Here is a 17,311-nt window from a genome sequence, read left to right as displayed (position 1 = left end):
AACAAGACCAAGGCGCAACGGCCCATACCTGGCTCAACGCAAACCCAATTGCCGCTGGCGATACTCCCCCGGCGTGAGCTGTGCGTAGCGCTGGAAAAAACGACTGAAATAGGCCGGGTCCTTGAACCCGAGCTGGTAGCAGATTTCGTTGGCGGAGCTGCCGGTGAACAACAGCAGGCGCTTGGCCTCCTGCATCAGGCGCTCCAGGATCAGCGCGCTTGGACGGCAGGTCGGCGATGCGTCGGCACACATCGTTGAGGCGCGCCTCGGTCACGCCGATGCCTTGCGCATACCGCGACAACGGCCAGTGTTGCAGGTAGTGCGCTTCGATCAGTTCGTTGAAACGGTGGAAGATCTTCAAGTCTTCGTGCCGCGCGGGCGTGGCTTTCAACGAATGGGAGCACAGCCGCAACAGGCTGACCATGATCAAGCGCGTCAAGCTGTCCAGGGCCGCGCCATGCCCTGGGCGACGGGCGTCCACCTCTTCGCTCAACTCATCGAACAAAAAATCCAGCCGGCGTATTTCACTCGCGTAGTGCGGGCCCAGGTGTGCCAGCGCGACGCACGCCGCCGGCAATTGCGCACCGGCCGGCGCCAGGCTGGGGTCGGTCTCGATCAGTTGCCAGACCAACTGCTGGCGCACCGTCAGCACGTGCCCATCGCTGTCGGCCTCGGTGACGAAGGAGTGCGGCACGGTAGGCGGCGTGAGGAAAAACATCGGCCCGGACTCGACGTACTGCTGGTCGTCCAGGTACACGCGCACGGTGCCGCTCTTGACGTAGTGCACCTGGAAGAACCGGTCATGCCGGTGCACCGGCATGTTGCGTCCGAAGAAACCCGCCAGGTTGGCCAGCCGGTCGTAATGCACCTGCGCGTCGCGGTAGCGCTGGTCGTACACCTGGCCAATGTTGATGTTGGGGATGGGTTGGCGGTCAGTCATCGCACGCTACTCGTTTTTATTGTGATTGCCGTGGCGCCCATCCTGCACCGAATCGCGCAGCGCAACCACCGTGAAGAACGTTTGCCACGCTTGACGATAGTTAACATCTTAATTATAACTGTTAACACATTAACAAACGGAGCCACCCATGGCTCTGCCAGAGAAAGCATGAGCCGTGCCTTGCATGACGTCGCGACCGGCACCCTGTTCGGTGTCGCGCTGAACTACCAGGGGCTGCTCAAACAGCGCCTTGGCGAATTCGAACAGCCGCCGTATCAAACGCCGCCGATCAAACCGGTGCTGTTTATCAAGACGCCCAACACGCGCAATCGGCACGGCGCCGCGGTGGTACATCCAGGCCAGGGCCAACGCTTGCAACCTGGCCCGGCGCTGGGCGTGGTGATGGGCAAAAGCGCCAGCCGTGTAAGCGCCGCCGAAGCCCTCGACTACGTCGCCGGCTACACCATCGTCAATGAGTTCAGCTTGCCCGAAGACAGCTACTACCGCCCTGCCGTCAAAGCCAAATGCCGTGATGGTTTTTGTGCCGTGGGGCCCGAGTTGATCCCCACCGCGCAAGTCACCGACCCCCATAGCCTGGCGATCACGCTGTACGTCAACGGTGAGGTTCGCCAGCAAGACACCACCGCCAACTTCGTGCGCAACATTCCTTTGCTGATCGCCGAAATCAGCGAGTTCATGACCCTGCACGCCGGCGACGTGTTGATCACCGGCACCCCGCAAGGTCGTGTCGATGTGCAGCCGGGCGACACCATCGAAGTTGAAATCAGCGGTTTGGGCCGCCTCGCCAACCACGTCGTGGCCGAGTAACAGGAGCTTGCATGAAACACGCCCGTATCCAATTTGAAGGCGAAGTCCACCTCGCCCATGTCGAAGACAACAACGCCGTGCGCCTGGCCGATGGTCGGCTGCTGGCCGAGGACCAGGTCCAGTGGCTGCCACCGGCCACCGGCAGCATGTTCGCCCTGGGCCTGAACTACGCCGACCACGCCGCCGAACTGGCGTTCAAGCCGCCCACCGAGCCGCTGGCCTTCATCAAGTCCCCCGGCACCTACACCGGCCACAACCAGGTGACCTGGCGCCCGGATAACGTCGCCTACATGCACTACGAGTGCGAACTGGTGGCCGTCATCGGTAAACCTGCGCGCAACGTCAAGCGCGAACACGCCCTGGACTACGTGGCCGGCTACACGGTGTGCAACGACTACGCCATTCGTGACTACCTGGAAAACTACTACCGCCCCAACCTGCGCGTGAAAAACCGCGACGCCACCACGCCTGTCGGCCCGTGGCTCATCGACGTGGCCGATGTGCCCGACCCGAGCAACCTGAGGCTGCGCACCTGGATCAACGGTGAGCTGCGCCAGGAAGGCAGCACAAAGGACATGATTTTCGACATCCCCTACCTGATCGAATACCTGTCCAGCTTCATGACCTTGCAGCCCGGCGACATGATCGCCACGGGTACGCCAGAAGGCCTGGCCGACGTCGTGCCCGGCGATGAAGTGGTGGTGGAAGTCGAAGGCGTAGGCCGCCTGGTCAATCGAATTGTCAGCGAAGCGGCGTTCTTCAACGCCCGTAAAGAGGCTTGAACAGCATGATCAACCATTGGATCAACGGCCGTGAGGTCGAAAGCAAAGACGTGTTCGTCAACTACAACCCGGCCACCGGTGACGCCATCGGTGAAGTCGCCAGCGGCGGCGCCGAGGAAGTGGCGCAGGCGGTGGCGGCGGCCAAGGAAGCCTTTCCGAAATGGGCCGGCACCCCCGCCAAAGAACGCGCGCGCCTGATGCGCAGGCTCGGCGAGCTGATCGAACAGAACGTACCGCGCCTGGCTGAACTCGAAACCCTGGACACGGGCCTGCCGATTCACCAGACCAAAAACGTGTTGATTCCACGTGCATCACACAACTTCGATTTCTTCGCCGAAGTCTGCACGCGCATGGACGGTCACAGCTACCCGGTCGATGACCAAATGCTCAACTACACCCTGTACCAACCGGTAGGGGTTTGCGCATTGGTCTCGCCATGGAACGTGCCGTTCATGACCGCCACCTGGAAGACCGCGCCATGCCTGGCGCTGGGCAATACCGCCGTGCTGAAGATGTCCGAGCTGTCACCGCTGACCGCCAACGAACTGGGGCGCCTGGCCGTCGAAGCCGGCATCCCCAATGGCGTGCTGAACGTGATCCAGGGTTACGGCGCCACCGCCGGCGATGCATTGGTGCGCCACCCGGACGTGCGCGCGATTTCGTTCACCGGCGGCACCGCCACCGGCAAGAAGATCATGCAGAGCGCCGGGCTGAAAAAGTACTCCATGGAACTGGGCGGCAAATCGCCGGTGCTGATCTTCGAAGACGCCGACCTTGAGCGTGCCCTCGACGCGGCGCTGTTTACGATTTTTTCGCTCAACGGCGAACGTTGCACCGCCGGCAGCCGGATCTTTATCCAGGAAAGCGTTTACCCGCAGTTCGTCGCCGAGTTTGCCGCGCGCGCCAAACGCCTGATTGTCGGCGACCCGCAAGACCCGAAGACCCAGGTCGGCTCGATGATCACCCAGGCCCACTACGACAAGGTCACCGGCTACATCAAGATCGGCCTCGAAGAAGGCGCCACCCTGCTCGCCGGCGGCCTGGAGCGCCCGGCCAACCTGGCGGCGCACTTGAGCAAAGGCCAGTTCATCCAGCCGACGGTGTTTGCCGATGTGAACAACAACATGCGCATTGCCCAGGAAGAAATCTTCGGCCCGGTGGTCTGCCTGATTCCGTTCAAGGACGAAGCCAGCGCCCTGCAACTGGCCAACGATACCGAATACGGCCTGGCGTCTTACATCTGGACCCAGGACATCGGCAAGGCGCATCGTCTGGCCCATGGCATCGAAGCCGGCATGGTATTCATCAACAGCCAGAACGTGCGCGACCTGCGCCAGCCGTTCGGCGGGGTGAAAGGTTCCGGCACCGGCCGTGAAGGCGGCCAGTACAGCTTCGAGGTGTTCGCCGAAATCAAGAACGTGTGCATCTCGATGGGCAGTCATCACATTCCACGCTGGGGCGTCTGAGTAAACGCGTGGCGAGGGCGTTTGCTTTCTCGCCACCCGGCGCAGTCAAAACAACAACAATTTCAGGAGAATCATCATGGGCGAAGTCGTCCTGGCCGCGAAAATCTGCCACGTTCCCTCGATGTATTTGTCGGAGCTGCCCGGCAAACACCATGGCTGCCGCGAGGCGGCGATTGCCGGCCACAAGGAAATCGGCCGGCGTGCCCGCGAACTGGGCGCCGACACCGCCGTGGTGTTCGACGTGCACTGGCTGGTCAACAGCGCCTATCACGTCAACAGCGGCGAGCATTTCAAAGGCCTCTACACCAGCAACGAGTTGCCGCATTTCATCAAGAACATGGAATACGAATACCCCGGCTGCCCGGAGCTGGGCGAGCTGATCGCGCTGGAGGCCAACGCCGCCGACGTGCGTACCCTGGCCCACAACATTCCGAGCCTGGAGCTGGAATACGGCACGCTGGTGCCGATGCGCTACATGCACATGGGCGTGCCGGACGATCAGAAACTCAACGTGGTCTCGATTGCCGCCTGGTGCGCCTGGCACCGCCTGCAAGACAGCTTCACCTTCGGCGCCGCCGTACGCCGGGCCATCGAAAAGAGCGATCGCAAAGTCGTGGTGCTGGCCTCGGGGTCGCTGTCGCACCGCTTCAGCGACGACCGCAACGCCGAAGCCAATATCCACAACTGGACGCGCGAGTTCGATAAGCAGGTCGACCTGCATGTGGTGGAGCTGTGGCGCCAGGGTCGCTGGAAAGAATTCTGCGCCATGCTCCCCGACTACGCCGAGCACTGTTTTGGCGAAGGCAAGATGCACGACACCGCGATGCTTCTGGGGTTGCTTGGCGGGCCGGATTACACCCAGCCCGCCGAGATCATCACCGAACCCTTCGGCAGCTCGGGCACCGGGCAGATCAACGCCATTTTCCCTGTTTGACCGCATGGCCGCCCGGCATCCCCGCGCGGCCAGAAGGAGCCACCATGCCCCACTTCATCGCTGAGTACACCGACAACCTCGAACAGCAGGCGGACCTGCCCGGCCTGTTCGAAAAAGTCCACGCCACCCTGGGTGACAGCGGCGTGTTCCCGCTGGGCGGCATCCGCAGCCGTGGCGTGCGCCTGGACACCTGGCGCATGGCTGACGGCAAGCACGACTACGCTTTCGTGCACATGACCCTGAAAGTCGGCCATGGCCGCGACCTGGCAACCCGGCAGAAGGTCGCCGAAAAACTCTTCGAGGTGATCACCGCGCACTTCGCCGCGCTGCAAGCCCAACGCCTGCTGGCCTTGTCGTTTGAAATGGTCGAACTGCACGAACAGCTCAATTTCAAGCAGAACAATGTGCACGCTTTCCTCAAGGCACAGGTGGGCTAACCCGCCCTGCCCGTTCGTTCCATCGGCCTCTCAGACAAAAAGTATAAAACCATGAGCACAGCCAATACCGCCGACACACCGGCCACCATCGCCCGCGACCGCACACACGGCCTCATCACCTGGCGGCTGATGCCGCTGTTGTTGATCTGTTATCTGTTCGCACACCTCGACCGCATCAACATCGGCTTCGCCAAGATGCAGATGAGTACCGACCTGAACTTCAGCGACACCGTCTATGGCTTCGGTGCCGGTCTGTTCTTCATCGCCTATGCGCTGTTCGGCGTGCCGAGCAACATGGCCCTGGACCGTGTCGGCCCGCGCCGCTGGATTGCCACGCTGATGGTGGTGTGGGGCGCGCTGTCGACCTGCATGTTCCTGGTCGACAGCGCGATGGGCTTTATGTGCTGCGCTTTTACTCGGGGTGGCCGAGGCGGGTTTCTTTCCGGGCATCCTGGTGTTCCTGAACCGTTGGTACCCGGCAGGCCGGCGTGCGCAAATCACCGCCTTGTTCGCGATTGCGGTGCCGATGGCCGGGGTGATCGGCGGGCCGCTCTCGGGCGGCATCCTCGAACATTTTCATGACCTGGGCGGCCTGCGCGGCTGGCAGTGGATGTTCGTGATCGAGGGCGCGCCGGTCATCCTGCTCGGGCTGGTGGTGCTCAAATGCCTGCCGGACAGTTTCGAGACCGTTACCTGGCTGACGCCTGCGCAAAAACAACAACTGCGCGAGCAACTGCACAGCGAAGAACAACGCAAATCCATCACCTCGTTCTCCGCCATCCTGCACAACCGGCAAGTGTGGCTGTTGGTGGCGGTGTATTTCGCCGTGATGCTGGCGGTCAATACCCTGGCGTTTTGGATGCCGACGCTGATCCACGGCGCCGGGGTCGGCAGCGACGGCAAGGTCGGCCTGCTCAGTGCGGTGCCGTACCTGGCCGGGTGCTTTTTCATGATCGGCTGCGGGCGCTCGTCCGATCGCCACCGCGAACGCCGCTGGCACCTGTGCGTGCCGTTATTGATGTCGGCGGGCGGCATTGCCATCGCCGGGCTCGCCCCCACCAACCCGACCCTGGTGCTGGGCGGCCTGATCATCGCCGGCATGGGCGCCAGCGCGGCGCTGCCGATGTTCTGGCAGCTACCGCCAGCGTTCCTGTCCAACCACACCCAGGCCGCCGGCATTGCCTTGATCAGCTCCTTGGGCAGCATCGCTTCGTTCTTCGCGCCCTACCTGATCGGCTGGATGCGCGATACCACCCACAGCGCCAGCCTGGCCCTCTACGCCCTGGCATTGCTCATTGCACTCGGTGGCGCGCTGGTGCTGCGCACCCAGGCGGCCATCGTCAACCCTCACTAAGAGACCCTTGTCATGCTCGATCAACCGCTTATCCAGCAAGCCGCCGCCCGCCTCGACCAGGCGGAACGCTCCCGCGAGCAGGTGCGCCAGTTTTCCCTGGAGCACCCGGCAATCACCCTTGACGACGCCTACGCCATTCAGCGTGCGTGGGTCGCGCAAAAAATCCGCGACGGGCGCAAACTGGTCGGCCACAAGATCGGCCTGACCTCACGCGCCATGCAGGTGTCTTCCAACATCAGCGAGCCGGATTACGGTGCGCTGCTCGACGACATGTTCTTCGACGAAGGCAGCGATATTCCCTTCGAGCGCTTTATCGTGCCGCGCGTCGAGGTCGAATTGGCGTTCATCCTGGGCAAGCCGCTCAAAGGCCCGAATGTGACCGTATTCGACGTGCTGGACGCCACCGAATGGGTGATCCCGGCGCTGGAGATCATCGACGCGCGCATCCAGCAGGTCGACCCGCACACCCAGGCGACCCGCAAGGTGTTCGACACCATTTCCGATAACGCGGCCAACGCCGGCGTGGTGATGGGCGGACGCGCCGTGCGCCCCACCGAGATCGACCTGCGCAAGGTGCCCGCCGTGTTGTACCGCAACGGCGTGATCGAAGAGTCCGGCGTATCGGCCGCCGTACTCAACCACCCGGCCAAGGGCGTAGCCTGGCTCGCCAACAAACTGGCCGCCTACGACGTCACCCTGCAACCTGGGCAAATCATCCTGGGCGGCTCCTTCACCCGCCCGGTGGCGGCCAACCCCGGCGATACCTTCCATGTCGACTACGACATGCTCGGCTCGATTGCCTGCCGTTTTGTGTAAGTGGAGGATTGCTCGATGGATATGCCTGTGAACACCTTCAAACAACGCCTGCGCAGCGGCGAAACGCAGATCGGCCTGTGGCTGGGACTGGCCGATGCCTACTGCGCGGAACTGGCCGCCAACGCCGGCTTCGATTGGCTGCTGATCGACGGCGAACACGCGCCCAACGACCTGCGCGGCATGCTCGGCCAGCTCCAGGCCGTAGCGCCTTACCCCAGCCACCCGGTGATCCGGCCGGTGATCGGCGATACCGCCTTGATCAAGCAAGTACTGGACATCGGTGCGCAGACCTTGCTGGTGCCGATGGTCGAAAGTGCAGCGCAGGCGCAAGCACTGGTGAACGCCATCCATTACCCGCCCAACGGGGTGCGCGGCGTCGGCAGTGCGCTGGCACGGGCATCGCGCTGGAACAGCATCGCCGGTTACCTCGACCAGGCCGATGCGCAAATGTGCCTGCTGGTGCAGATCGAAAGCCGCGAAGGCCTGGCCAACCTGGACGCCATCGCGGCCGTGGAAGGCGTCGACGGCGTGTTCATCGGGCCGGCCGACCTGAGCGCCTCAATGGGCCATCGCGGCAACCCCGGGCACCCCGAGGTGCAGGCGGCGATTGAAGACGCCATCGCCCGCATCCGCCAGGCCGGCAAGGCAGCCGGCATTCTCAGTGCCGACCCGGCATTGGCCAGGCGCTACATCGAACTGGGCGCGGCGTTCGTCGCGGTGGGCGTGGACACCACGGTGCTGATGCGTGGGCTGCAAAGCCTGGCGGCAGCGTTCAAGGGTTCAGCGGCGCCCGCCAACGCGGCGGGAGCTATTTACCAGAGCGTGCGATAGCGAGGGGTTGAGGTGTTCGGCCTAAAGCCCCGGCAAGATCTCAAGATAAATGGAGATCCCCTGTGGGGGGGGCTTGCTCCCGATAGCGGTGTATCAGACTGTCCTAACAGTTGCAGTCTCGGCTCAGCGCTTCAGGGTTTTGAGCTCATTGAGCAAACCCAGAAGCGTCTGCAACTTCTCCTCGCCAAACCCCGCTTGCAAGCGCTGATAATTGGCCTCCATGCACTGGCTCATCGAAGCAAAACAAGCGTGCCCCTTCTCGGCCAGCCGCACCAGCACGCGCCGTTGATCCTGGTGCGCCTTGCGCCGCTCGACCATGCCCGCCGCCTCCATGCGTACCAGCACCCCCGTCATGCTTGGCTTGAGGATGCAGGCCAACTCGGCCAGGCGATTGATCTCCAGCTCTGGATGCTGGCTCAAGATCCGGATGACCCGCCATTGCTGCTCGGTCAACCCGTGCTGGTTCAATGAAGGACGAAAAAACCCCATGGCGGCTTCCCGCGCATGGAGCAAACTGAGGGTCAGGGATTGGCGCAATTGAGGCATATAAAGGTCGACGTCGTATTTAGTTAACAGATTAACAAGATTCTAGCATCGGCACCGGCCCCCCGTGTGCAGCTTTACCCTTACGCAGGCTTCAGTGGCAGCCACGGTCAAGCGCGGCGGCACACAGAATCAAGACACCTAACGCGCGGAAGGCACCTAATAGCAGCCAACAAGCATAGAGCTCAAACCCGGCTCTGCAGTGAGTTCCCCTTCACTTTTCCAGGCTGCGCAATGATTAATATCGAAACGCCCACCTACTATTCGGCCACCAAAAAATACAACCTCAGCTTCCCGACCCTCGAACAGGACGTAGACGCCGACGTGGTGGTGATTGGTGGTGGTTTCTCCGGCATCAACACCGCGCTGGAACTCGCCGAAAAAGGCATCACCAACATCGTGGTGCTTGAGGCGCGCTACCTGGGCTTCGGTGGCACGGGCCGCAATGGCGGGCAAATCATGGCGGGGATCGGCCATGACCTGGAAAAGATCAAGCAGCAAGTCGGTGACGAAGGCCTGCGCCAGATCTTTGAAATCAGCGAGCTGGGCGCCGGCATCATCAAGGACCGCATCGCCAAATATTCCATCGACGCCGACTTCTGCCACGGCTACGGCTACATGGGCTTCAATGCCCGCCAGGAAAAAACCCTGCGCGCCTGGGAGAAGGACTTCAAATCCATCAACACCAAGGACGAAATCCGCTTCATGGCGGGGTCCGAGGTCAAGCAGATCATTGGTTCCGACGCCTACAGCAGCGCGTTGCTGCACATGGGCGGCGGGCATGTCACTCGCTCAACCTGTTGCTGGGCGAAGCCAAGGCGTTGGCCGGGCATGGCGTGCGCATCTTCGAGCACAGCCCGGCCCTGGAAATCAGCTATGGCGAGCGCATCACCGTGCGCACCGGCCGTGGTTCGGTCAGGGCCGCCAAGTTGCTGTGGGCCTGCGACAGTTTCCTCAACAAGCTTGAACCCGAGTTGCACCAGACCACCGTCAACACCTACGCCTTCCAACTGATGACCGAACCGCTGTCGGACGAGATGATCAACCGCATCAGCCCTATACGCGGGGCCTACAGCGACATTCGCCCGGTGATCGACTACTACCGCGTCACCCGCGAAAACCGCCTGCTGTTCGGCGCCGCCACGCCTTTGTCGAGCACATCCCGCTGGACCTCAAGGCCTGGAACCGCAACCTGATGTTGAAGATTTTCCCGTACCTCAAGGACGTGAGGATCGACCTGGCCTGGGGCGGGCCGATGGCGACCGGGGCCAACCTGTTCCCGCAGATCGGCACGCTCAGCGGTCGCCCAAACGCGTTTTACGTGCAGGGCTACGCCGGCTTCGGGGTCACGCCCAGCCACATTATCTGCAAGGTATTGGCCGAGGGCATGAGCGAAGGCTCTTCGCGCTATGACCTGATCAGCTCGGTCAAACACGCACAGATCCTCGGCAAAGACCATATCCGCCCGCTACTGCTCACCGCCGGCAAAAGCCTTCATCAACTGTCGGGCTACTTCAACGGTCGCCGTTGAGCCCCCGCTGTTTCATTCACAGGAGAACCGCCATGCCCGTTACCCCCCTGAAGAAAGACATTCAATTATCGGAGCTCGACCCCTGGGGCACGGTTGCCGACCTCGGCTCCGAGATCCTCGAAGGCGAGGTCAAGGCCTTCGGCAAGATGACCTTCGGCGCCCCGACCGACCCGGTCAGCAGTGCCTATTTCGGCACCACCCAAGGCAAGTTCCGCATGGTCTACCCGTTCGCCGAACAGGCCACCGTGGTCACCGGCGAAGTGGTACTGACCGACGAAAGCACCGGCCAGAGCACCCGCTACAAGGCCGGCGACAGCTGGTTCGTGACCAAAGGCACACCGGTGCTGTGGGACGTGGTCAGCGAGAGCTTCGTGAAGCACTATTTTGCGGTAGGCTGATCGCTCCCGCTGCCGGCGTGTGCCGGCAGCGTTTTTTCCGGCGCAGGTAACCGACCATGCACGCCATCCCCGCCCAGGAAGTCGCCGGCCACTGCCTGCAGGCTTTCACCCAACTCGTACCCGCCAGCCAGGCGGCGTTCTATTGCGTCGACCGCCACCTGCAAGCCCGTGATTTCAGGCTGCTGGGCATGAGCGGTGAGATGCACCGCGATTACCTGGACAACTACCGCCAATTCGATCCGTTGCAGCCGCGCAACTGCCTGTCCACCGGGCTCACCGTGGTGCCGCTGGGGCTGGCCATGGCCCGGCAGCCGCTGCGTGACAGCCGCCGCTACCGCGACTTTCTGGCGCGCTACGGGGTGGTCGATGTGGTGGAGATCGTCGCCCATCGCGCCGACCAGCCCCAGGCCGCCATCTCGCTGCTGCGCACGGCTGAACAAGGGGTGTTCACCCTCGACCAGTTGGCCCAGTTGAATGCCTTGCAGGTGATGCTGCAAATGGCCGTGGCTAACATGCAGCCCACAGACGACGGGTTGGCCGGGCTTACCCCCAAGGAGCGCCAGATCGCCTGGTTGCTTCGCCAAGGCGCGAGCAACAAACAATTGGCCCAGGCGCTGGACGTCGGCCTGCCCACCATCAAGACCCACCTGATTCACCTGTTTCGCAAAACAGGCGTCAGCAGCCGCACCGAGCTGGTGGCGGCGCTGTTTCTTTAAGCGGGGTCAACCATTCGGTTGATAGGCGCGCGCCCTTCCCCACCGCATGCTCCGGGTTGTCAACTCAACCCCGTGGAGCCATGCAATGACCACCCCATCCGACTGGATCACCGTAGGCGCCCTTGCCGACGGTTTCGCCCCTGAAGCCTTTATCCTGCCCAACCTGGCCGACCTCAACGGCAAGACGTTCACGCTGTACTTCGCCAACGGCTGGCAGATCGAGCACCGCTTTGAAACCGACACGCTGCACTGGAACGCCGCCGATGGTCACTCCAGCGGTGCGGCCGCCTACCGCGCCACCTCGGTGCGTCCGGGCCTGTACCTGGTCGATTTCATCAAGCACGAAGCCGGGCAAGCCTGGTCGATCAGCCTGGTGCTGGATACCGCCACGTCGTCGTTCACCGCCGTGATCGGCAGCATGCCGAGCCGCGAGCAAACCGAACAAGGTCTGTACAGCCGCGCGCTGGCCGGCAAGGCCCTGACCTCGGTGCACGTGGAATTTCTACAGGGCAGCCTGAATCAACCCTGGCAGGCTGGCCAGTGCCCGCACGCACCGACCCAGGAACTGACCGGCTTGCGCAACCTGTACCGCTACAGCCCCAGCGAGGTCTACGAGCACATTTACCTGAACGATCAGTTCTACTCCTGGCAGTGCATCAAGGGTGTCGAACAGGGCCTGTGCGATACCGATCGCTGCCACTACTACAAGATTGCCGACCAGTTGTACCTGTTCGTCTGGCGCGAAAAGATCATCCCGACCCTCGGCCTGGTGTTGATCGATCTGCAACAGCACCGCAGCGACGGCAAGATTTTCGGCTACGCCGGTGCGTCCTTCGATGAGCTGTCGAACTTTCCGGTCAGTTCCTACTGCCAGGTCCTCAACCATACGGAGTATCCCGATGCCTGACGCCCGAACCGTGGTCATCACCGGTGCCGGCACGGGCATCGGTGCCGCCTGCGCGCGGCTGTATGCCGCCGAAGGCGCCAACCTGGTGCTGATCGGCCGGCGTCGCGAGCCATTGGAGCAGGTCGCCGCGCAAACCGGTGGCCTGGTGCTGGTCGGCGACGCGGCCTGCCCGGATACGTGGGACAGGTTCGTCGCACAGATTCGCGCACACCATGGCCGACTCGATGTGCTGCTGGCCTGTGCCGGTGGGCATGGCGTGGGCAGCGCCAGCCAAACCAGCCCGGCCACCTGGGTAGCGGCGCTGCGCAGCAACCTGGACAGCGCGTTCTACAGCGCCCGCGCCTGCCTGCCGCTGCTGATCGAGAGCGCCGGGTGCATCGTGCTGCTGGGCTCCATCGCGTCGTTGGCCGCCGGGCCCGAGGTGTGCGGCTACACCACCGCCAAACACGCACTGCTCGGGCTTAACCGCTCACTGGCGCGGGACTACGGGCCGCGTGGCGTGCGAGTGAACGCCGTGTGCCCTGGCTGGGTCACCACGCCGATGGCCGACGAGGAGATGCAGCCCTTGATGAACTTCCACGGCGATACGCTGCAGCAGGCCTACGCCCGTGTGTGCGCCGACGTACCGTTGCGGCGTCCCGCCAGCGCCGAAGAAATTGCCAGGGTATGCCGCTTCCTGGCCGGCCCCGACGCCTCGATCATCACCGGTGCCAGCGTGGTCGCCGACGGTGGTTCGAGCATCGTCGATGTACCGACCCTGGCCTACGCCCATATGGAGCAGCCCTATGTCTGAAGACCTCGATTTCAGCGGCAAAAGCGTGCTGGTCACCGGCGGCGCGCAAGGCATCGGCCGGGCCGTTGTCGAAGCGTTTGCGCTGCGTGGCGCGCGCGTGATGATCGTTGACCTGCGTCGGGCGCAAGCCCAGGCGTTGGCCGACGAATTGGCTGCGCGGGGGTGCAGGGTCCAAGCCATCGAACTCGATCTGGCCGAGGCGACGGCGGTGTTCGACGGGATCAAAGGCATCGAGCGCGACTGGGGCCGCCTGGACATCCTGGTGCACAACGCTGGCTATTTTCCGTTGACCGCGTTCGAGCAGATCACCCCGGCCGTGCTGGAGCGCACGCTGGCGGTCAACCTCTCGGCGCTGTTCTGGCTGACCCAGGCCGCCTTGCCGATGTTTCAGCGTCAAGGCGGCGGTTGCGTGCTGGTCACCTCATCGGTCACCGGGCCACGGGTCGCCTATCCGGGGCTGAGCCACTACGCCGCGTCAAAGGCCGGGGTCAACGGGTTTATCCGCAGTGCCGCACTGGAACTGGCCGGCAACCGGGTAAGGGTCAACGGCGTGGAACCGGGGATGATCGCCACGCCGGCCATGGGCAACCTGGGCGATGCTCAGGTCAACGCCGACATCGCCAGCCGCGTGCCACTCGGCCGCCTCGGCGCGCCGCAGGACATTGCCGGGGCCATGCTGTTTCTGGCCTCGGACCTGGCGAGCTACATCACCGGGCAGACCATCATTGTGGATGGCGGGTCGACGTTGCCCGAAGTGAAGTAAGGCCTGTCAGGCATAACCCACAGTTGGATCGCGGGGCATCAGTTGGGTAGTTGCCTGCTCCCGAGCCGTGATGTTGCCTGAGGTGAAACAAGGCCACCTAAACCGCGCCCACCGCCTGTTGCAGATGGGTCGAACGAAAATCCTTGGGCGACAGCTCGAATTGCTTCTTGAACGAGCGACTGAAGTGCGCCGAGTCGGTGAAGCCCCACTTGTAGGCAATCGAGGTGATCGACTCGCTCTTGAGGAACGGGTTGGTCAAGTCATCCGCGCTGCGCTTGAGCCGCGCACGCTGGATGTAGCGGCAGACACTGTCGTCCTGTTCTTCGAACAAACGGTACAAATGCCGCACCGAGATATTCAAGCGACTGGCCAGGCCCACGGGGCTCAGGCCGGGCTGGGTCAGCGACTCGTCGATGACTTTCTGCACATAGCTGCGCAGGTTGTTGCCCTGCAGGCAGGCCATGCCCTCACCGGGCGCGTCATGCGCTTCGAAGGCGGAACCGAGCAAGGATACAAACGCCGCTTGCAGGGCCTGCGCCTCCTCGTTCGGGTCCTGGTCGCCCAACCCTTCCCGGCACAGTTGGTCCATCAGCACATGGAGCATGCGGCCACAGGCCTTGCTCGACGAGATCTTGCCGAAGGTTTTCGCGGCGCCACCCAGTTGCTTGCACACTTCATTGCGCGAGAGTGACAACGAGGCGTGTTCGATCAGGCCAAACGGGCTGATCTCGATCGAGCCCGTGGAGTCCATCAGCAGCATGTCGCCGGGGGCCAGTTGCACCACCTGGCCGTTCTGGGTGATCTGGCAATAGCCACTGCGTTGGCTGACGAGAAAACAATGCTGGTCCCTATCGTGATCGGCGTTGGGTCGTTCGCGCTTGATCAGCCCGGCATTGGTGCGCAGGTTGGCCAGTGACAGGCCACCGCGCTCGCGCTTGGACACCTCACCGATAAACAGTGAGCGGTTAAACGCCAGTTCCGTGTCGAAATGGCCGCAGGCCGCGCGCAAATCCCGAGTCCAGGTTTCCAATCCATGGTGCGCAGATTGATAGGTGCTCATGGCAACTCCACAGTGGCTTATTGTTTTTGTCGGCCAATAGTTAACATGTTATCTATATAGGCGCAACAAGCACAGCATCCCAACTGTAAAAGCACTAATGATGCCAACTCATCACAACCCGCTCAGCACTCGCTGCAAGCCCGCCAGCACCGTGAACAGACTGGCGCGCTGGGCTGGGCTCAGGGCGATGTAACGACGAAACGCCGGCATGCGGTTGACCACTTCGCTGCCGCCCATGTGCTCCAGCCGGACGCGCCATTGCTGTGCCTGCAACTCGATGCGCAGGTGCTTGAAATCCAGCGCCATCAGGGCTTCGTGCAACGACGCATCACCCGCCAACGCAGCCTCCAGCCGGGCCAGCAAAGTCGCTTCGCCCGCCCGTTGGCGACACGCCAGCCCCGTGCGCCGAATCGACCCGCGGTGGTGCAGGTCCCAGCGTGCGCTGCCCTGCTGTGAAGCGGGCAACTGAATCCTGAACTCGGTCATCACCAGGTGCATCAGCAGTTGCGCTTCGGTGCGCTCGACAATCGTCACCTCAAGGCCACTGGCGTCCAGGCTGAACACCGCACTGGCCGGCCCGGTGGAGGTAAAACTTGCCAGGCCAAGGTTACGCCGCAGGTATTCAAGCGTGACCCCGGGCCGATAGCCGGCCGGGGCGCGTTGCGCACTGAACAGCTCAGACAGCTTTTGCAGCATGCTCGAAAGGCTCGTTGTAAAGGTTGCCAGGCTCATGGGAAAACTCCTTGGCCAGCACGTCTTCGACCGACGCCGGCTTGAATGGATTGACCTTTTGCACCACCAATGTCCAGAACAGCGCGTAGGCAGCGGTAATCGCCAGCATCACGCCGAACGGCACGTAGATGTCGGCGGGGTTCATGCCCGGCGGGGTGATGAACCACATCCCGAGCAAGATGCCGATGCTGGACAGGATTTGTGGCAACGGGAAGAACGGCGAGCGATAGGCCCGTGGCAGATCAGGACGGCGAATGCGCAGGATCACCACCGACAGCGTCACCAGCAGGTACGAGAAACTCCAGGCACACACCGCCGCCAGCACCAGATGCATGATGTTGTCAGCGTTGCCGCCCAACCACAGGGCGTGCAGGCACGGAATCAGCATCGCCACCAGGATGCACAGCAACGGCGTCTTGAAGCGTGGGTGCAGGTAGGTGAACACCTTGGGCAGCGCGCCGTCCACGGCCATGCCATAGAGGATGCGCGGCACGCCCGCCATCAGCGTGTTGATGGTGGCGGCACCGGCAAACAGAAAACCGATGCCCAGCCACAGCGGGCCGACCTGCCCCATGACCTGCTCGGCAAAGCGCGGAATCGCCATCGGCGTGTCCAGCAGGTGCACGCCGGTGGCGGCATCCAGCAACACGTTTTCGACCTGGCGCTTCATCGCCGCGCCGTAGATAAACATACAGGTGGCCACGCTGAGCAAGCCCAACAGCATGGCCTTGGGCATCACCCTGGCCGAATTGCGCAAGTCCGGAGCCAACGGCGTGACGAACTCGCAACCGACAAACATGAACATCGCCATGCCTACCAACGACAGGACGGTGACCACGTCGGTGCCCACCAGTGACACACCGAACCAGCCCTCCAGTTGCACCGCCGGCGCCGCGATCAGGCCCAGCACGCCGAACACCATCAACGTGGTCCACATGCCGAAGGTCAGGATGATCTCGGCCCTGCCGAAGGCGCTGACGCCAAAGGCATTCAAGATGCCGAACACCACCACGAAGCCGACCCCGAGCAACCACGAGCCCCCGGCGGATTCCGCCAGGGTGTTGAGGTGCTCGAAGTTCACCAGCGCCATGACCCCGGACAGAATGGTTTCAGCGGTACCGGCAAACACATGCACGATCAGGTACGCCGACAAGGTGCCGGTGATCGCAAAAAAACGGCCCATGCCGCAATTGATGTAGTCGTAGACCGAGCCGGTGGTCGGCAGGATCGCGGCGGCTTCGGCGAAGGTGGTCGCCTGCGCCAGCATCATCACCACCGCAATCAGCATGGCCACCGCAAAGGCGCTGCCGCCGATCCCGAAACCCATGGTCGCGGTGAGAATCACCGGGCTGGCCATGATCAGGCCAATGGTGCTGGCCAGCGCGGTCGGAAAGCCGACGCTGCCTCGTTTCAAATGCTGCGTGAGCCGGTCATTGATCGACATGGTGCGGATCCTCGAAAGCGGATTTCTGATTGGATG

Annotated in this window: 16 protein-coding genes and 3 pseudogenes; 14 read left to right on the top strand and 5 right to left on the bottom strand. The window is 62.8% G+C overall.

Going from position 1 to position 17,311, the window contains the following annotated elements; genetic code table 11:
- Nucleotides 1–33 precede the first annotated feature (33 nt).
- Nucleotides 34–940, bottom strand: a pseudogene (hpaA, locus tag AB4O25_RS02000) (4-hydroxyphenylacetate catabolism regulatory protein HpaA).
- Nucleotides 941–1,108: 168 nt separating this feature from the next.
- Here hpaA and AB4O25_RS01995 point away from each other — a divergent pair.
- From AB4O25_RS01995 to hpaI, 8 genes and pseudogenes are all read left to right on the top strand, one after another.
- Nucleotides 1,109–1,768, top strand: a complete 660-nt coding sequence (locus AB4O25_RS01995; RefSeq protein ID WP_065877810.1) for a fumarylacetoacetate hydrolase family protein — start codon at nucleotides 1,109–1,111, stop codon at nucleotides 1,766–1,768.
- A gap of 11 nt (nucleotides 1,769–1,779) precedes the next feature.
- On the top strand, nucleotides 1,780–2,550 hold the full coding sequence (locus AB4O25_RS01990) for a fumarylacetoacetate hydrolase family protein (RefSeq protein ID WP_017528302.1): 771 nt from the start codon (nucleotides 1,780–1,782) through the stop codon (nucleotides 2,548–2,550).
- A gap of 5 nt (nucleotides 2,551–2,555) precedes the next feature.
- Nucleotides 2,556–4,016, top strand: coding sequence for a 5-carboxymethyl-2-hydroxymuconate semialdehyde dehydrogenase (gene hpaE / locus AB4O25_RS01985; protein WP_460150386.1), 1,461 nt, complete (start codon nucleotides 2,556–2,558; stop codon nucleotides 4,014–4,016).
- 76 nt (nucleotides 4,017–4,092) lie between these two features.
- Complete coding sequence (gene hpaD / locus AB4O25_RS01980; RefSeq protein ID WP_068932197.1) at nucleotides 4,093–4,950, top strand: 3,4-dihydroxyphenylacetate 2,3-dioxygenase; 858 nt, start codon at nucleotides 4,093–4,095, stop codon at nucleotides 4,948–4,950.
- 44 nt (nucleotides 4,951–4,994) lie between these two features.
- Complete coding sequence (locus AB4O25_RS01975; protein WP_017528299.1) at nucleotides 4,995–5,387, top strand: tautomerase family protein; 393 nt, start codon at nucleotides 4,995–4,997, stop codon at nucleotides 5,385–5,387.
- A 51-nt stretch (nucleotides 5,388–5,438) separates the two neighbouring features.
- A pseudogene (locus AB4O25_RS01970) lies at nucleotides 5,439–6,741 on the top strand (MFS transporter).
- Between the two features lie 12 nt (nucleotides 6,742–6,753).
- Complete coding sequence (hpaH, locus tag AB4O25_RS01965; protein WP_065877802.1) at nucleotides 6,754–7,557, top strand: 2-oxo-hept-4-ene-1,7-dioate hydratase; 804 nt, start codon at nucleotides 6,754–6,756, stop codon at nucleotides 7,555–7,557.
- 15 nt (nucleotides 7,558–7,572) lie between these two features.
- The gene (hpaI, locus tag AB4O25_RS01960) at nucleotides 7,573–8,388 is read left to right on the top strand and encodes a 4-hydroxy-2-oxoheptanedioate aldolase (protein ID WP_460150384.1); all 816 of its coding nucleotides are present in this window, start codon (nucleotides 7,573–7,575) and stop codon (nucleotides 8,386–8,388) included.
- A 123-nt stretch (nucleotides 8,389–8,511) separates the two neighbouring features.
- On the opposite strand, the gene hpaR is transcribed toward hpaI, so the two are convergent.
- The gene (gene hpaR, locus AB4O25_RS01955; RefSeq protein WP_017528295.1) at nucleotides 8,512–8,934 is read right to left on the bottom strand and encodes a homoprotocatechuate degradation operon regulator HpaR; all 423 of its coding nucleotides are present in this window, start codon (nucleotides 8,932–8,934) and stop codon (nucleotides 8,512–8,514) included.
- Between the two features lie 231 nt (nucleotides 8,935–9,165).
- Between hpaR and AB4O25_RS01950 the strand changes: the two are divergent.
- The 6 genes and pseudogenes from AB4O25_RS01950 to AB4O25_RS01925 all read left to right on the top strand — a co-directional run bounded on the left by AB4O25_RS01950 (nucleotide 9,166) and on the right by AB4O25_RS01925 (nucleotide 14,039).
- A pseudogene (locus tag AB4O25_RS01950) lies at nucleotides 9,166–10,462 on the top strand (NAD(P)/FAD-dependent oxidoreductase).
- 32 nt (nucleotides 10,463–10,494) lie between these two features.
- A complete protein-coding gene (locus AB4O25_RS01945) occupies nucleotides 10,495–10,860 on the top strand; it encodes a cupin domain-containing protein (RefSeq protein ID WP_017528293.1) in 366 nt (121 codons plus the stop codon).
- Between the two features lie 56 nt (nucleotides 10,861–10,916).
- A complete protein-coding gene (locus tag AB4O25_RS01940) occupies nucleotides 10,917–11,576 on the top strand; it encodes a response regulator transcription factor (RefSeq protein ID WP_065877798.1) in 660 nt (219 codons plus the stop codon).
- 85 nt (nucleotides 11,577–11,661) lie between these two features.
- The gene (locus AB4O25_RS01935; RefSeq protein ID WP_026067288.1) at nucleotides 11,662–12,483 is read left to right on the top strand and encodes a molybdenum cofactor biosynthesis F family protein; all 822 of its coding nucleotides are present in this window, start codon (nucleotides 11,662–11,664) and stop codon (nucleotides 12,481–12,483) included.
- Nucleotides 12,476–13,276 (top strand): SDR family NAD(P)-dependent oxidoreductase, encoded by an 801-nt coding sequence (locus tag AB4O25_RS01930; protein ID WP_065877796.1) that lies wholly within the window; start codon nucleotides 12,476–12,478, stop codon nucleotides 13,274–13,276. Before AB4O25_RS01935 ends, AB4O25_RS01930 begins: the two co-directional genes overlap by 8 nt.
- Nucleotides 13,269–14,039 (top strand): SDR family oxidoreductase, encoded by a 771-nt coding sequence (locus AB4O25_RS01925; protein ID WP_017528289.1) that lies wholly within the window; start codon nucleotides 13,269–13,271, stop codon nucleotides 14,037–14,039. Before AB4O25_RS01930 ends, AB4O25_RS01925 begins: the two co-directional genes overlap by 8 nt.
- Before the next feature lie 97 nt (nucleotides 14,040–14,136).
- Here AB4O25_RS01925 and feaR read toward each other — a convergent pair whose 3' ends face one another.
- The 3 genes from feaR to AB4O25_RS01910 all read right to left on the bottom strand — a co-directional run bounded on the left by feaR (nucleotide 14,137) and on the right by AB4O25_RS01910 (nucleotide 17,275).
- Entirely contained in the window at nucleotides 14,137–15,099 is a 963-nt protein-coding gene (gene feaR, locus AB4O25_RS01920) for a transcriptional regulator FeaR (protein WP_017528288.1), read from the bottom strand.
- A gap of 111 nt (nucleotides 15,100–15,210) precedes the next feature.
- A complete protein-coding gene (locus AB4O25_RS01915; RefSeq protein WP_017528287.1) occupies nucleotides 15,211–15,795 on the bottom strand; it encodes a DUF3156 family protein in 585 nt (194 codons plus the stop codon).
- Nucleotides 15,776–17,275: an APC family permease gene (locus AB4O25_RS01910; RefSeq protein ID WP_065877794.1), complete on the bottom strand. Its 1,500-nt coding sequence runs from the start codon at nucleotides 17,273–17,275 to the stop codon at nucleotides 15,776–15,778. The genes AB4O25_RS01915 and AB4O25_RS01910 overlap by 20 nt, the downstream gene beginning before the upstream one ends.
- Between the last annotated feature and the right edge of the window lie 36 nt (nucleotides 17,276–17,311).

It is taken from the genome of Pseudomonas sp. S3_A03, assembly GCF_054668275.1.
The sequence above is the reverse complement of the archived record's forward strand: the minus strand, read 5'-3'. Positions and strand labels throughout refer to the sequence as shown.

Excerpts from the sequence above, each read along its gene's own strand:
- AB4O25_RS01995 (WP_065877810.1), top strand. The coding sequence starts at position 1,109 with ATGAGCCGTGCCTTGCATGACGTCGCGACCGGCACCCTGTTCGGTGTC.
- AB4O25_RS01990 (WP_017528302.1), top strand. The coding sequence starts at position 1,780 with ATGAAACACGCCCGTATCCAATTTGAAGGCGAAGTCCACCTCGCCCAT.
- hpaE (WP_460150386.1), top strand. The coding sequence starts at position 2,556 with ATGATCAACCATTGGATCAACGGCCGTGAGGTCGAAAGCAAAGACGTG.
- hpaD (WP_068932197.1), top strand. The coding sequence starts at position 4,093 with ATGGGCGAAGTCGTCCTGGCCGCGAAAATCTGCCACGTTCCCTCGATG.
- AB4O25_RS01975 (WP_017528299.1), top strand. The coding sequence starts at position 4,995 with ATGCCCCACTTCATCGCTGAGTACACCGACAACCTCGAACAGCAGGCG.
- hpaH (WP_065877802.1), top strand. The coding sequence starts at position 6,754 with ATGCTCGATCAACCGCTTATCCAGCAAGCCGCCGCCCGCCTCGACCAG.
- hpaI (WP_460150384.1), top strand. The coding sequence starts at position 7,573 with ATGGATATGCCTGTGAACACCTTCAAACAACGCCTGCGCAGCGGCGAA.
- hpaR (WP_017528295.1), bottom strand. The coding sequence starts at position 8,934 with ATGCCTCAATTGCGCCAATCCCTGACCCTCAGTTTGCTCCATGCGCGG.
- AB4O25_RS01945 (WP_017528293.1), top strand. The coding sequence starts at position 10,495 with ATGCCCGTTACCCCCCTGAAGAAAGACATTCAATTATCGGAGCTCGAC.
- AB4O25_RS01940 (WP_065877798.1), top strand. The coding sequence starts at position 10,917 with ATGCACGCCATCCCCGCCCAGGAAGTCGCCGGCCACTGCCTGCAGGCT.
- AB4O25_RS01935 (WP_026067288.1), top strand. The coding sequence starts at position 11,662 with ATGACCACCCCATCCGACTGGATCACCGTAGGCGCCCTTGCCGACGGT.
- AB4O25_RS01930 (WP_065877796.1), top strand. The coding sequence starts at position 12,476 with ATGCCTGACGCCCGAACCGTGGTCATCACCGGTGCCGGCACGGGCATC.
- AB4O25_RS01925 (WP_017528289.1), top strand. The coding sequence starts at position 13,269 with ATGTCTGAAGACCTCGATTTCAGCGGCAAAAGCGTGCTGGTCACCGGC.
- feaR (WP_017528288.1), bottom strand. The coding sequence starts at position 15,099 with ATGAGCACCTATCAATCTGCGCACCATGGATTGGAAACCTGGACTCGG.
- AB4O25_RS01915 (WP_017528287.1), bottom strand. The coding sequence starts at position 15,795 with ATGCTGCAAAAGCTGTCTGAGCTGTTCAGTGCGCAACGCGCCCCGGCC.
- AB4O25_RS01910 (WP_065877794.1), bottom strand. The coding sequence starts at position 17,275 with ATGTCGATCAATGACCGGCTCACGCAGCATTTGAAACGAGGCAGCGTC.